Consider the following 13,270-nt stretch of genomic DNA (forward strand, 5'->3'; position numbering starts at 1 on the left):
AGAGGGCAAGGCGCATGCAGAAGTTCGATCAGTTGCTGATCAACGCCTCTACTTCGGCAATCTTGGCCTTGAGGGTGGCCATGTCCTGGCAACGCAGGGTGGCGTGGCCGACCTTGCGCCCGACCTTGAAGGCCTTGCCGTAGTGGTGCAGGTGGCAGTCATCGATGGCGACAACTTTGTCCACTGCCGGCACTTCACCGATGAAGTTGAGCATGGCGCTCTCGCCGACCTTGGCGGTCGAACCCAACGGCAGGCCGGCAACGGCGCGCAGGTGGTTCTCGAACTGGCTGCACTCGGCGCCTTCGATGGTCCAGTGCCCGGAGTTGTGGACGCGCGGGGCGATTTCGTTGGCCTTGAGGCCACCGTCGACCTCGAAGAACTCGAAGGCCATCACGCCGACGTAGTCCAGCTGCTTGAGCACACGACCAACGTAATCTTCGGCAAGGCCCTGCAGCGGGTGCGAGGCGCTGGCCACCGACAGCTTCAGGATGCCGCTCTCGTGGGTGTTGTGCACCAGCGGGTAGAAGCGCGTTTCGCCATCGCGGGCGCGCACGGCCACCAGCGACACTTCACCGGTGAACGGCACGAAGCCTTCCAGCAGGCACGGCACGCTGCCCAGCTCGGCAAAGGTGTCCACCACGTCTTCAGGAGTACGCAGGACCTTCTGGCCCTTGCCGTCGTAACCCAGGGTGCGGGTCTTCAGCACGGCCGGCAGGCCGATGCTGGCGACTGCGGCGTCGAGGTCGGCCTGCGAGAGGATGTCGGCAAAGGCCGGGGTCGGGATACCCAGGTCGCGGAACATGCTTTTCTCGAACAGGCGATCACGGGCGATGCGCAACGCTTCGGCGCTCGGGTAGACCGGGACGAACTGCGAGAGGAAGGCCACGGTCTCGGCCGGGACGCTTTCGAACTCGAAGGTCACCAGGTCGACTTCGTCGGCCAGCTGGCGCAGGTGGTCCTGGTCACCGTAGTCGGCACGCAGGTGCTCGCCCAAGGGCGCGGCGCAGGCGTCCGGCGCCGGGTCGAGGAAGGCGAAGTTCATGCCCAGCGGAGTGCCCGCCAAGGCCAGCATGCGGCCCAGCTGGCCGCCACCGATTACACCGATCTTCATGGGTTCTGCCTCAAGCCTGACGTGGGTCTGGGTTGTCCAGCACGGTGTCGGTCTGCTCGGTGCGGAACTGCTTGAGCGCCGCGTGATACTGCGGGTACTTGGCGCCGAGGATGCTCGCCGACAGCAGCGCGGCGTTGATCGCCCCGGCACGGCCGATGGCCAGGGTGGCAACCGGCACACCGGCGGGCATCTGCACGATCGACAGCAGCGAATCGACACCCGACAGCATCGACGACTGCACTGGCACGCCGAGCACCGGCAGGTGGGTCTTGGCGGCGCACATGCCTGGCAAGTGCGCAGCGCCACCGGCGCCCGCGATGATCACCTCGATGCCACGGCCTTCGGCTTCTTCAGCGTACTGGAACAGCAGATCCGGGGTGCGGTGGGCGGAAACCACCTTCACTTCGTAGGGAATGCCGAGTTTTTCCAGCATATCGGCGGTGTGGCTAAGGGTGGACCAATCGGACTTGGAGCCCATGATCACGCCAACCAGTGCACTCATCGTCGAGCCTCTTCGCTTGTGCGCCCGCAGGCGCGTCAAAAAACAACAAGCCACGCGGGACGACCGGCGTGGCTTGTTTGCTGATCCGGACCGGAGCTGCCCGGTCGAAAGGCCGCGCAGTATAGCGTAACCCAAGGCGTTGCTGGCACCCCTGGCGACCAACTGTCGGCCTTATTTTTCGGGGCCTTGGCTGACTTTTGGGTCAACCGCAACGCCCCCCTCCAGCTTGCGCCACAGCAGGCGCACGTTGGCTTTGCGCACCAGCGCACAACGATACAGGCGGATTTCCAACGGCACATGCCACTGGCTACCACCGCAGATCGCCAGTTCGCCACGCTCCAGTTCACCGCGCATCGACAAACGCGGCACCCAGGCGATGCCCATGCCCTCCAGCGCCATGCTCTTGAGGCTGTCGGCCATGGCTGTTTCGTAGACCGTGGTATAGCGCAGGTTACGCTGGCGCAGCAGCAGGTTCACTGAACGCCCGAGGAACGCGCCGGCGCTGTAGGCCAGCAATGGCACACTGCTGTCGCCTTCGAGGTCGAACAATGGCTGGCCATTGGCGTCCACGGCGCACACCGGCAGCATTTCCGTGGTGCCCATGTGCAGCGACGGAAAAATCTCGGCGTCCATCTGCAGTGCCGCATCGGGGTCGTAGAACGCCAGCATCAAGTCGCACCCCCCCTCACGTAATGCATGCACGGCATCCCCTACGTTAGTCGCAACCAGGCGGGTGGCGATGTTCAGACCGTCATTGCGCAATTGGGCAACCCACCGTGGGAAAAAGCCCGACGCCAGGGAGTGCGCCGCAGCGATCTGGATGACCTCGCCCTGCCCCCCTTCAAGATGATGCAAGTGGCGGAGAACTTCGCTCAACTGGTCGACAACGGTACGTGCTGTGACAAGAAACAGCTGGCCAGACTCGGTCAGTTCAATCGGCGTGCGGGAACGATTCACCAAGGTCAGCCCCAGGGCTGCTTCCAGGCTACGTATGCGCCGGCTGAAGGCCGGCTGCGTCACGAAACGCCGCTCTGCGGCTTGGGAAAAACTGCGGGTCGAGGCCAGAGCACTGAAGTCTTCCAGCCATTTGCTTTCCAGGTTCAAGAAGCATTTCTCCCGGCATGCACCAAAATGGAACACGCTCGAATGTCAATTGGCGTCACACGAAACACTATGCCGTTTGTGCATAGGTTAGCGTGCAACAGCATTGGCCGCAAAATCGCCTTCAGGCCTAGGATTGGCGCCATTCCGGCATGTGCCGGGCCCAAATCGAGATGATATCCATCATGTCCTCCGCTGCATCGTTCCGCGTCGAAAAAGATCTGCTTGGTACCCTTGAAGTCCCTGCCGATGCCTACTACGGCATCCAGACTCTGCGCGCTGCCAACAACTTCCACCTCTCCGGTGTTCCGCTGTCGCACTACCCGAAACTGGTAGTCGGCCTGGCGATGGTCAAGCAGGCCGCTGCTGACGCCAACCGTGAGCTGGGGCACTTGAGCGATGCCAAGCACGCCGCGATCAGCGCAGCCTGCGCACGACTGATCAAGGGCGACTACCACGAGCAGTTCGTGGTCGACATGATTCAAGGCGGTGCTGGTACTTCCACCAACATGAACGCCAACGAAGTCATCGCCAACATCGCGCTGGAGGCCATGGGCCACCAGAAGGGTGAGTACCAGTACCTGCACCCGAACAACGATGTGAACATGGCGCAGTCGACCAACGACGCCTACCCGACCGCCATCCGCCTGGGCCTGCTGCTGGGCCACGACGCGCTGCTGGCCAGCCTCGACAGCCTGATCCAGGCCTTCGCTGCCAAAGGTAAAGAGTTCGACCACGTACTGAAGATGGGCCGTACCCAGCTGCAGGACGCCGTGCCAATGACCCTGGGCCAGGAATTCCGCGCCTTCGCCACCACCATGACCGAAGACCTGCAGCGCCTGCGCTCGCTGGCCCCGGAACTGCTGACCGAAATCAACCTGGGCGGTACCGCCATCGGTACCGGCATCAACGCCGACCCGGGCTACCAGCTGCTGGCCGTACAGCGCCTGGCAACCATCAGCGGCCAGCCGCTGGTACCGGCTGCCGACCTGATCGAAGCCACCTCGGACATGGGCGCCTTCGTGCTGTTCTCCGGCATGCTCAAGCGTACCGCAGTCAAGCTGTCGAAAATCTGCAACGACCTGCGCCTGCTGTCCAGCGGTCCACGCACCGGCATCAATGAAATCAACCTGCCAGCGCGTCAGCCAGGCAGCTCGATCATGCCAGGCAAGGTCAACCCGGTAATCCCGGAAGCCGTCAACCAGGTGGCCTTCGCCATCATGGGTAACGACCTGGCCCTGACCGTCGCCGCCGAAGGTGGCCAGCTGCAGCTGAACGTGATGGAGCCTTTGATCGCCTACAAGATCTTCGACTCGATCCGCCTGCTCCAGCGCGCCATGGACATGCTGCGCGAACACTGCATCGTCGGCATCACTGCCAACGAACAGCGCTGCCGTGAACTGGTCGAGCACTCGATCGGCCTGGTCACTGCCCTGAACCCTTACATCGGCTACGAAAACGCCACCCGTATCGCCCGCGTTGCCCTGGAAACCGGCCGCGGCGTTCTGGAACTGGTGCGCGAAGAGAAGCTGCTGGACGAAGCGATGCTCAACGACATCTTGCGTCCGGAAAACATGATCGCTCCGCGTCTGGTTCCGCTCAAGGCGTAACCCGACGGCTGCAAACAGTCTCACCAGGTCGAGGGACTAGACACCTCTCAACCTTTCAAAGGCCCGAGCGCACGCTCCGGGCCTTTTTTTTGGCCGTACGATACCGGCACACAACTTGCTCCATAATGCCTCCCAGCCCCACGGGAATACCGAGCATGCTGCATAGCCACTTGACCACCCTCAATGCGGTATCGCTGATCCTCAACCTGTTTCAGGAACAGGGCTGCGAAGCTTCGACGCTGCTGGCTGGCAGCGGCATAGGCGCGGCCGACCTGGGCCATGCCGATGCGCGCATCACTACCCAGCAAGAGTTGCAGGTGTGCGCCAATGCCGTGGCCCGGCGCGAGGACATTGGCCTGGAGCTGGGCCAGCGCATGCATGTGTCGTGCTACGGCATGCTCGGTTACGCGCTGCTCTCCAGTGCCACTTTGGGTGACGCCCTGCGCCTGGCGCTACAGTATCCGGCACTGCTGGGAACAGTTTTCCAGCTGCGCCTGGTCGACGATGGCCAGCGGGTCTGGTTCAGTGCCAACGATTACCGCGACGCCCCGGCGCTGGCCGCGTTCAATGCCGAGTTTTGCCTGGTTTCGCTGAAAGTCATCTGCGATGACTTGCTGGGCCGCCCGCTGCCGCTGCTCGGCGCCCGTTTCGAACATGCCCGGCCCGGTTACCACGCGCGCTATACCGGTGCATTCCCTTGCCCGCTCGGTTTCGATGCCGAAGACAACGCCTTTGCCTTCGAGCGCCGTTGGCTGGACGCGCCGCTGCCGCTGGCCGACCCGATCACCCACAAGGCCATGAGCGAACGCTGCCGGCGCCTGAACCTGGAGTTCACCGGACGCCAGGCTTGGCTGGGGCGGATTCGCCAGTTGCTGCTGCAGCAACTGGATGCGGCGCCGGGCCTGGAAGGCTTGGCGCGGCAGATGAACTGCTCGTCGCGGACCTTGCGCCGACACCTGCAGGCGCTGGGCAGCAGTTATCAACAGCTGCTCGATGAGTTGCGTTTCGAGCGCGCCAAGCAACTGCTGGCCGATGAGCAGATGCCGATCTACCGCATAGCTGAAACGCTGGGCTTCAGCGAGACGGCCAGTTTCCGGCATGCTTTCCAGCGCTGGAGCGGGGTGGCGCCGAGCCATTTTCGGGGCTGACCTTTAGGCCCTCTTCGCGGGCAAGCCCGCTCCCACAGATACAGCGCGGTTCTCGAAAGCTGTGGTAATCCTGTGGGAGCGGGCTTGCCCGCGAAGAGGCCCGGAAGACCCATCTTGGCCATATCGATCCCCTTCTGGCCGTTCTCGACGTTCTCTCACACGTGCCAGCCCGTGAAAATGGGCCTACGCCAGTCCCCCCGGAGAACAACAATGCTGACGATCTATTCCGATGATCACCGCCTGCACCACGGCCGCTGCGAGCTGATCGACGGCAAGCTGATGCCCTGCTTCGAGATGCCCTCGCGCGCCGACCATGTGCTCGACCAGGTGAAAAAGCGCAACCTCGGCGATGTCCAGGGCCCGACCGACTTTGGCCGCGCCCCGCTGCAACGCATCCACAGCGCCGACTATCTCGACTTCTTCGAAGGCGCCTGGGAGCGCTGGGCTGCACTGGGTCACGACGGCGACCTGCTGCCCTTCACCTGGCCGGCCCGCACGCTGCGCCAGGTCAAACCGAGCGGCCTGCATGGTGAACTGGGTTACTACAGTTTCGATGCCGGTGCACCGATCACTGCCGGCACCTGGCAGGCCGCCTACAGCGCCGCACAAGTCGCCCTCACCGCCCAGGCTGCAATCCAGCAGGGCGCCCACTCGGCGTTTGCCCTGTGCCGCCCGCCTGGACACCACGCCGCCGCCGAAGTCATGGGCGGTTATTGCTACCTGAACAATGCCGCGATCGCCGCCCAGGCCTTCCTCGACCAGGGTCGCAGCAAGGTGGCCATCCTCGACGTCGACTACCACCACGGCAACGGCACCCAGGATATCTTCTACGCGCGAGACGACGTGTTCTTCGCCTCGATCCACGGCGACCCGCAGGCCGAATTCCCATTCTTTCTCGGTTATGCCGACGAGACCGGTGAAGGCGCAGGTGAAGGCTGCAACATCAACTACCCGCTGCCGGCCGGCAGTGACTGGGCAGCCTGGAGCGCGGCCCTGGAAGCTGCCTGCCAGCGCATCGCCGACTACGACGCCGACGTCCTGGTGATCTCATTGGGCGTGGACACCTTCAAGGACGACCCGATCTCCCAGTTCAAGCTGGACAGCCCGGACTACCTGGAAATGGGCCAGCGCATCGCCCAGCTCGGCAAGCCGACCCTGTTCGTGATGGAAGGCGGCTACGCTGTGGAGGAAATCGGTATCAACGCGGTCAATGTGCTGGAAGGCTTCCAGCGCGCCCAGCCAGGAGCCCGGTAATGGTCCGACTCAAGCGTCTGCTCGCCCCGTTCATCGCTGCCACTCTGCTCACAGGTGCGCTCCAGGCCCAGGCCGAACAGCGCACCCTGCGTGTGTACAACTGGTTCGACTACATCACCCCGCAGACCTTGACCGATTTCCAGAAGGACAGCGGCGTCAAGCTGGTCTACGACATCTTCGACACCAACGAAGCGCTGGAGGCCAAGCTGCTAACCGGCAACTCCGGCTATGACGTGGTGGTGCCGTCCAACGTGTTCCTCGCCAAGCAGATCGAGGCCGGTGTGTTCCAGCCGCTGGACCGCAGCAAGCTGCCGAACTGGCAGCACCTGGACCCGGCACTGATGAAGCTGATCGAGGCCAACGACCCGGGCAACAAGTTCGCCGTGCCCTACATGTACGGCACCGTGCTGATCGGCTTCAACCCGGCCAAGGTCAAGGCGGTGCTCGGCGACCAGGCGCCGGTGGACAGCTGGGACCTGATCTTCAAGGAAGAGAACATCGCCAAGCTCAAGCAGTGCGGCGTGGCGTTGCTCGATTCGCCTTCGGAGATCCTGCCGCTGGCCCTGAAGTACCTGGGCCTGGACCCCAACAGCGGCAAGCCTGAGGACTACAAGAAAGCCGAGGCGCTGCTGCTGAAGATCCGCCCACATATCACCTACTTCCATTCCTCGAAGTACATGGCCGATATCGCCAACGGCGACATCTGCGTAGCCGTCGGGTATTCCGGCAGCTTCTCCCAGGCCGCCAACCGCGCCCGGGAGGCGAAGAATGGTGTAGTGGTGGACATGCGCCTGCCCAAGGAAGGCGCGCCCATCTGGTTCGACATGCTGTCCATTCCGAAGGGGGCAGCCAACCCGGAAGATGCGCATGCGTTCATCAACTACCTGCTGCGCCCGGAGGTGATTGCGCCGATCAGCGACTTTGTCGGGTACCCGAACCCGAACAAGGATGCGACCGAGAAAGTCAGCCCGGCGATTCGCAACAACCCCAACCTGTATCCGACGGCGGAGGCGATGGCCAAGCTGTATACGCTCAAGCCGTTGCCGCGTGATGCGGAGCGGGCGCGGACACGGGCCTGGACCCGGATCAAGTCCGGGACCTGAGCCGCCCTCTTCGCGGCTAAAGCCGCTCCTACAGGTTACGCAGTACTCCTGTAGGAGCGGCTTCAGCCACGAAGAGGCCGCCAAGCCTTGCGCAAGCGCATCAAGGCCTCGGCAATTGCCCCTTCCGGCACCGCCGCAAACCCCAGTACCAGCCCCCCGCGTTTATCCACAGGCACCTCGCTGTCCTCCAGCCAATAACTGCTCAGCGGATTCACCTCCACCCCCACCTCTTCAGCCTTGGCCACCAATTCCTGCTCCCGCGCAAAGTTATCCACATCCACCTTCACATGCAGCCCGGCAGCAACCTCCGGCATACCGCCGAGCCCAGGAACATCCACAGGCCAACCAGCCTTCAGCACATTGCGCCGACTCAACGCTGCCTTGCGCATGCGCCGAATATGCCGCTGGAGGTGCCCTTGAGCCATGAACTCAGCCATCACGCACTGGGTACCGACCTCGGAATGCCGCATCGCCAGCGCCCTGCCCTGGCTGAATGCCTGCACCAGCCGCGTGGGCAGCACCAAGTAGCCAAGGCGCAATGCGGGGAACGCAATCTTGCCGAAGGTGCCGACGTACAACACCCGCCCCTGGCGGTCCAACGCCGCTAACGGCGCCAAGGGTGCGCCGCTGTAGCGGTACTCGCCGTCATAGTCGTCCTCGATGATCCAGCCATCGCGGCGCTCGGCCCAGGCCAGTAGCGCCAGGCGCCGGGCCAGGCTCATGGTCACACCCGTGGGGTACTGGTGGGCGGGCGTGACGTAGGCCAAGCGACAATCCTGCAGCTGCTCCAGACGCGCGCAGTCCATGCCCTCCTCGTCCACAGGTATGCCCGACACCTTGCCACCGGCCACGGCGAAGGTATGGCCGGCGGCTCGATAGCCAGGGTTTTCCACAGCCACGCCGTCGCCCGGTTGCAACAGCAACTGTGCACAAAGGCTGATGGCCTGCTGCGCACCACTGGTGATCACAATTTGTTCAGCGGTGCAGGACAGGCCACGTGAGCGGCGCAGGTAGGCCGCGATCAACTCGCGCAGCGTGCGCTCGCCAGCCGGGTCGCCATAACCAAGCTGTGCAGGATCCGGATTACGCCAGAAACCCGCATGAAGCTTGGCCCACACGTCGAACGGGAACAGGTCGAAGGCTGGAATGCCGACGCGAAAAGCCCGCGGTGCGCCGGTTCTTGGCAGCGGTAGATGATTACTTTTCAGACGCTCCAAAGGCTCACTGGACAGCGTGTTGCTGGATAAATCCTCAGTATTTTCCGAAGAAACTGTGGATAATCCTGTTGATAAACCCCGGGATAACCCTGTGGATAGTTGTGTGGATAGTTTATCCAGCTGGCTCACGTATGTACCGTCTCCTACCCGGCTTTCAATGTAGCCCTCGGCATACAGCTGATCGTAGGCCCGCACCACGCTGTTGCGCGACAGCGCCAGCATGGACGCCAGATCTCGTGTGGCGGGCAGGCGCGTGCCGCTGCTCAGCCGCCCGTCCAGTACCCGCGCACGCAGTGCCTGATAGAGCTGCTGACTCAGACCGCGGCGGCGGTCGAGGACCAGCCCGGCAGGGTCGAAGGGCAGCATGAGGGGACGTTCGCTCATGGCATTGGACCTATCAAAACAGTCATGAATGGATCTTACACAGAACCAATAGCCTGCCTAGGATGGAGCCATTCGACAAGGAACCCGCGCATGTACAACAGCAAGCCCCATCAGGAACACGACCGCGAGCGTTTGCACCAGCATATGTTCGACACCCGCCTGGCCGTGCTGGTCAGCCAGGGCGAACACGGTTTGCTGGCCACCCACTTGCCAGTGCTGGTCGATACCCATGAAGGCGAATTTGGCACCGTCTACGCGCACCTGGCGCGCGCTAACCGTCAATGGCAGGACCTGGAGCAAGGCGGTGAAGCGCTGTTGGTGTTCCCCGGCGCCGACGCCTATGTGAGCCCCAGTTACTACCCGAGCAAGGCCGAGAATTCCAAGGTAGTGCCGACCTGGAACTACCTGGCCGTACATGCCTATGGCCCAGTCGAGGTGATCCACGACGCGGCTTCTCTGTTGAACATCGTCAGCCGCTTGACCGAACGTCACGAACAAGGTCGCGATGTGCCTTGGAAGGTGACAGACGCCCCCCGCGACTATCTCGACGGCATGCTCCGCGCCATCGTCGGCATCCGCCTGCCCATCGCTCGCCTGCAGGGTGCGCGCAAGCTCAGCCAGAACCGTTCGGCAGAAGACATCGCCGGCGTGCGCGAAGGCTTGAGCGCCAGCACCGATTTCGTGGACAACCAACTCGCAGCGCAGATGCGCCAGCTCTGAAGGAAAACCCCATGCCCAGCGTTACCCTGCGCCCCGTCAGCGCCCAAGACCACGCCGCCTGGCTCGAACTGTGGGAGGCCTACCTGCGCTTCTACCAGACCGAACTGGCCGAAGAAGTCAGCCTCAGTACCTGGCAACGCCTGCTTAACCCCAATGAAGCCACTCACTCGACCCTCGCCTGGGTCGATGGCAAGGCAGTTGGGATGGTCAACTTCATCTACCATCGTTCCAACTGGAGCATCGAAAACTCCTGCTACCTGCAGGATCTGTATGTCGACAGTAACCAGCGCGGCCTGGGCATTGGCCGCCAGCTGATCGAACACGTCTACGCCACCGCCAAAGCCGCTGGCTGCATCAAGGTGCACTGGCTGACACATGAAACCAACGCCACCGCCATCAGCCTGTACGAGCAGGTTGCCGAGCGGCCAGGCTTCATTCAATTTCGCAAAGGACTGTAGGCCGATCATGACTGATGCCTTGAACTGGAAACCTGCCACTGCGCCGCAAGCCGAGCCCATTGATGGCCGCTTCATTCGCCTGGAGAAGCTCGACCCGGCACGCCATGCGGATGATCTGTGGGCAGCATTGCAGGGCCCGGACTCCGATCCAGTGTTGTGGGATTACCTGCCCTACGGCCCCTTCACCGAGCGCGCCACCTTCGACCGCTGGCTGGAGGGCAACGCTGCTGGCCGCGATCCGCAGTACTACACCGTGATCGACCGCGCGAACGGCCAGGCACAAGGCGTTCTGACGCTAATGTCGATCGTGCCGGAGCACGGCCGCATCGAGATCGGACACATCGCCTTCGGCGCCCCCATGCAGCGCACGCCCAAGAGCACCGAGGCGGTGTACCTGCTGGCCAAGCTTGGCTTTGCGCTGGGCAACCGGCGCCTGGAATGGAAGTGCAATAACGCCAATGCCAGATCCAAGCGTGCGGCGGAGCGGTTCGGCTTCCAGTTCGAAGGGGTGTTCCGCAAGCATCTGGTGGTCAAGGACCATAACCGCGATACGGCGTGGTATTCGATTACCGATGATGAATGGCCGCAGGTGGCGGCGGGGTTCGAGCGGTGGTTGAGCGATGTGAACCAGCAACCGAGAGGCCAAGTAGAGACCTTGGAAGCCTGTCGCAAAGGCTGAAAAGTGTATTGATGCTACCGGCCCCTTCGCGGGCAAGCCCGCTCCCACAGGGCTCAGCGCAATCCTTGTGGGAGCGGGCTTGCCCGCGAAGAGGCCGGTAGATTCGGCACAAAAAAAGGGGAGCATCCGCCCCCCAGAGGTTAACCGCTTGTAGATGAAGGCTTCTGTCAGCCTTCGATCTCGATCAGGATTTCGCCCGGCGTCACGCGATCGCCCTTGGCCACATGGATGGCCACGACCTTGCCGGCGATGGCCGCCTGCACTTCGGTTTCCATCTTCATCGCTTCGGTGATCAACACGGCCTGGCCGGCCTTGACCACGTCGCCTTCCTTGACCAGCACATCGACGATGTTGCCGGGCATGGTGGTGCTGACGTGGCCCGGGGCGCTGGCTTGCTTGCGCTTGCTGCTGCCGCCGCCGACGAACTCGTTGAGTGGCTCGAACACCACTTCTTCCGGCATGCCGTCGATCGACAGGTAGAAGTGACGTTTACCCTCGGCCTTGACGCCAACGCCGGTGATGTCGACCCGGTAGGTCTCGCCGTGCACGTCGATGACGAACTCGGTCGGAACGCCTTCACCGCCTGGGGCGGCGACTGCGCCGGCTTCCGGAATCGGCAACAGGGCTTCGGGGGTCAAGGTGCCAGCTTCGCGTTCTTCGAGGAACTTGCGGCCAATGTCCGGGAACATGGCGAAAGTCAGTACATCCTCTTCACTGCGCGCCAGCGCGCCGATATCGCCCCGCAGCTTGGCCATTTCCGGCTTGAGCAGGTCGGCCGGGCGCACGTCGATCAACTCTTCGCTGCCGATGGCCTGGCGGCGCAGTTGCTCGTTGACCACACCCGGGGCCTTGCCATAACCGCCTTGCAGGTACAGCTTCACCTCGTTGGTGATGGTCTTGTAGCGCTCGCCGGCCAGCACGTTGAAGAACGCCTGGGTACCGACGATCTGCGAGGTCGGGGTCACCAGCGGTGGGAAGCCGAGGTCCTCGCGCACCCGCGGGATTTCCGCCAGCACTTCGTTCATGCGGTTGAGCGCGCCCTGCTCCTTGAGCTGGTTGGCCAGGTTGGAAATCATCCCGCCCGGCACCTGGTTAACCTGCACGCGGGTATCCACGGCGGTGAACTCGCTCTCGAACTGGTGGTACTTCTTGCGCACGGCGTAGAAGTACAGGCCGATCTCCTGCAGCAGCTCCAGGTCCAGGCCGGTGTCGAACTCGCTGCCCTTGAGCGCGGCGACCATCGACTCGGTACCCGGGTGGCTGGTGCCCCAGGCGAAGCTGGAAATGGCGGTATCGATGTGATCGACACCGTTCTCAACGGCCTTGAGCTGGCACATTGCAGCCAGGCCAGCAGTGTCATGGGAGTGGATGAACACCGGCAGCGACTGCTCGGCCTTCAGCGCCTTGACCAGCTCACCGGTGGCGAACGGGGTCAGCAGGCCGGCCATGTCCTTGATCGCAATCGAGTCGCAACCCATCGCTTCCATCTGCTTGGCCTGGGCGACGAAGGCGTCGATGGTGTGTACGGGGCTGACGGTATAGGCGATGGTGCCCTGGGCGTGCTTGCCGGCAGCCTTCACCGCCTCGATGGCGACGCGCAGGTTACGCACGTCGTTCATCGCATCGAAGATGCGGAATACATCGATACCGTTGACCGCGGCCTTGGCCACGAACGCCTTGACCACGTCGTCGCTGTAGTGGCGATAGCCCAGCAGGTTCTGGCCGCGCAGCAGCATCTGCAGGCGAGTGTTGGGCAAGGCATTGCGCAGCTTGCGCAGGCGCTCCCACGGGTCTTCCTTGAGGAAGCGCACGCAGGCGTCGAAGGTGGCGCCACCCCAGACTTCCAGCGACCAGTAGCCGACTTTGTCGAGCTTGTCGCAGATCGGCAGCATGTCTTCGGTGCGCATGCGAGTGGCCAGCAAGGACTGGTGGGCGTCGCGCAGGATCGTGTCGGTAACAAAGATTTTCTTGGACATTATTAGG

Annotated in this window: 12 protein-coding genes; 7 read left to right on the top strand and 5 right to left on the bottom strand. The window is 63.0% G+C overall.

Translation table 11 applies throughout. The features are described 5' to 3' along the window. Nucleotides 1–28: 28 nt before the first annotated feature. The 3 genes from ACZ6YA_RS04270 to ACZ6YA_RS04280 form a co-directional block, all read right to left on the bottom strand. Nucleotides 29–1,111 (bottom strand): 5-(carboxyamino)imidazole ribonucleotide synthase, encoded by a 1,083-nt coding sequence (locus ACZ6YA_RS04270; RefSeq protein WP_465895702.1) that lies wholly within the window; start codon nt 1,109–1,111, stop codon nt 29–31. A gap of 10 nt (nt 1,112–1,121) precedes the next feature. Then, nucleotides 1,122–1,613, bottom strand: coding sequence for a 5-(carboxyamino)imidazole ribonucleotide mutase (gene purE, locus ACZ6YA_RS04275; protein WP_016489856.1), 492 nt, complete (start codon nt 1,611–1,613; stop codon nt 1,122–1,124). Nucleotides 1,614–1,784: 171 nt separating this feature from the next. Beyond that, nucleotides 1,785–2,717, bottom strand: coding sequence for a LysR substrate-binding domain-containing protein (locus tag ACZ6YA_RS04280; RefSeq protein WP_465895703.1), 933 nt, complete (start codon nt 2,715–2,717; stop codon nt 1,785–1,787). Nucleotides 2,718–2,899: 182 nt separating this feature from the next. Between ACZ6YA_RS04280 and aspA the strand changes: the two genes are divergently transcribed. From aspA to ACZ6YA_RS04300, 4 genes are all read left to right on the top strand, one after another. After that, nucleotides 2,900–4,324, top strand: coding sequence for an aspartate ammonia-lyase (gene aspA, locus ACZ6YA_RS04285; protein ID WP_465895704.1), 1,425 nt, complete (start codon nt 2,900–2,902; stop codon nt 4,322–4,324). A 155-nt stretch (nt 4,325–4,479) separates the two neighbouring features. After that, nucleotides 4,480–5,472 carry an AraC family transcriptional regulator gene (locus ACZ6YA_RS04290; protein ID WP_465895706.1) on the top strand — a complete coding sequence of 331 codons (993 nt, stop codon included), beginning with the start codon at nt 4,480–4,482 and terminating at the stop codon, nt 5,470–5,472. Between the two features lie 210 nt (nt 5,473–5,682). Further along, nucleotides 5,683–6,726, top strand: coding sequence for a histone deacetylase family protein (locus ACZ6YA_RS04295; protein ID WP_465895708.1), 1,044 nt, complete (start codon nt 5,683–5,685; stop codon nt 6,724–6,726). Next, on the top strand, nt 6,726–7,829 hold the full coding sequence (locus tag ACZ6YA_RS04300) for a polyamine ABC transporter substrate-binding protein (protein WP_465895710.1): 1,104 nt from the start codon (nt 6,726–6,728) through the stop codon (nt 7,827–7,829). The genes ACZ6YA_RS04295 and ACZ6YA_RS04300 overlap by 1 nt, the downstream gene beginning before the upstream one ends. A 62-nt stretch (nt 7,830–7,891) precedes the next feature. Here ACZ6YA_RS04300 and pdxR read toward each other — a convergent pair whose 3' ends face one another. Next, entirely contained in the window at nt 7,892–9,430 is a 1,539-nt protein-coding gene (pdxR, locus tag ACZ6YA_RS04305; RefSeq protein WP_465895711.1) for a MocR-like pyridoxine biosynthesis transcription factor PdxR, read from the bottom strand. Nucleotides 9,431–9,520: 90 nt separating this feature from the next. Here pdxR and ACZ6YA_RS04310 point away from each other — a divergent pair, with 90 nt between their 5' ends. The 3 genes from ACZ6YA_RS04310 to ACZ6YA_RS04320 are packed head-to-tail and all read left to right on the top strand — an operon-like array spanning nt 9,521 to nt 11,287. Next, nucleotides 9,521–10,150 carry an FMN-binding negative transcriptional regulator gene (locus ACZ6YA_RS04310; protein ID WP_465895712.1) on the top strand — a complete coding sequence of 210 codons (630 nt, stop codon included), beginning with the start codon at nt 9,521–9,523 and terminating at the stop codon, nt 10,148–10,150. Between the two features lie 11 nt (nt 10,151–10,161). Continuing rightward, on the top strand, nt 10,162–10,608 hold the full coding sequence (locus tag ACZ6YA_RS04315; protein ID WP_465895714.1) for a GNAT family N-acetyltransferase: 447 nt from the start codon (nt 10,162–10,164) through the stop codon (nt 10,606–10,608). A gap of 7 nt (nt 10,609–10,615) precedes the next feature. Further along, entirely contained in the window at nt 10,616–11,287 is a 672-nt protein-coding gene (locus tag ACZ6YA_RS04320; RefSeq protein ID WP_465895715.1) for a GNAT family N-acetyltransferase, read from the top strand. A 167-nt stretch (nt 11,288–11,454) separates the two neighbouring features. Here ACZ6YA_RS04320 and oadA read toward each other — a convergent pair whose 3' ends face one another. Continuing rightward, complete coding sequence (gene oadA, locus ACZ6YA_RS04325) at nt 11,455–13,263, bottom strand: sodium-extruding oxaloacetate decarboxylase subunit alpha (protein ID WP_465895716.1); 1,809 nt, start codon at nt 13,261–13,263, stop codon at nt 11,455–11,457. Nucleotides 13,264–13,270 lie beyond the last annotated feature (7 nt).

The organism is Pseudomonas sp. NPDC090752, from assembly GCF_055584805.1.

What these genes read in the sequence shown, in the direction of transcription:
- ACZ6YA_RS04270 (WP_465895702.1), bottom strand. Translation starts at nt 1,111, where the DNA reads ATGAAGATCGGTGTAATCGGTGGCGGCCAGCTGGGCCGCATGCTGGCC.
- purE (WP_016489856.1), bottom strand. Translation starts at nt 1,613, where the DNA reads ATGAGTGCACTGGTTGGCGTGATCATGGGCTCCAAGTCCGATTGGTCC.
- aspA (WP_465895704.1), top strand. Translation starts at nt 2,900, where the DNA reads ATGTCCTCCGCTGCATCGTTCCGCGTCGAAAAAGATCTGCTTGGTACC.
- ACZ6YA_RS04290 (WP_465895706.1), top strand. Translation starts at nt 4,480, where the DNA reads ATGCTGCATAGCCACTTGACCACCCTCAATGCGGTATCGCTGATCCTC.
- ACZ6YA_RS04295 (WP_465895708.1), top strand. Translation starts at nt 5,683, where the DNA reads ATGCTGACGATCTATTCCGATGATCACCGCCTGCACCACGGCCGCTGC.
- ACZ6YA_RS04300 (WP_465895710.1), top strand. Translation starts at nt 6,726, where the DNA reads ATGGTCCGACTCAAGCGTCTGCTCGCCCCGTTCATCGCTGCCACTCTG.
- pdxR (WP_465895711.1), bottom strand. Translation starts at nt 9,430, where the DNA reads ATGAGCGAACGTCCCCTCATGCTGCCCTTCGACCCTGCCGGGCTGGTC.
- ACZ6YA_RS04310 (WP_465895712.1), top strand. Translation starts at nt 9,521, where the DNA reads ATGTACAACAGCAAGCCCCATCAGGAACACGACCGCGAGCGTTTGCAC.
- ACZ6YA_RS04315 (WP_465895714.1), top strand. Translation starts at nt 10,162, where the DNA reads ATGCCCAGCGTTACCCTGCGCCCCGTCAGCGCCCAAGACCACGCCGCC.
- ACZ6YA_RS04320 (WP_465895715.1), top strand. Translation starts at nt 10,616, where the DNA reads ATGACTGATGCCTTGAACTGGAAACCTGCCACTGCGCCGCAAGCCGAG.
- oadA (WP_465895716.1), bottom strand. Translation starts at nt 13,263, where the DNA reads ATGTCCAAGAAAATCTTTGTTACCGACACGATCCTGCGCGACGCCCAC.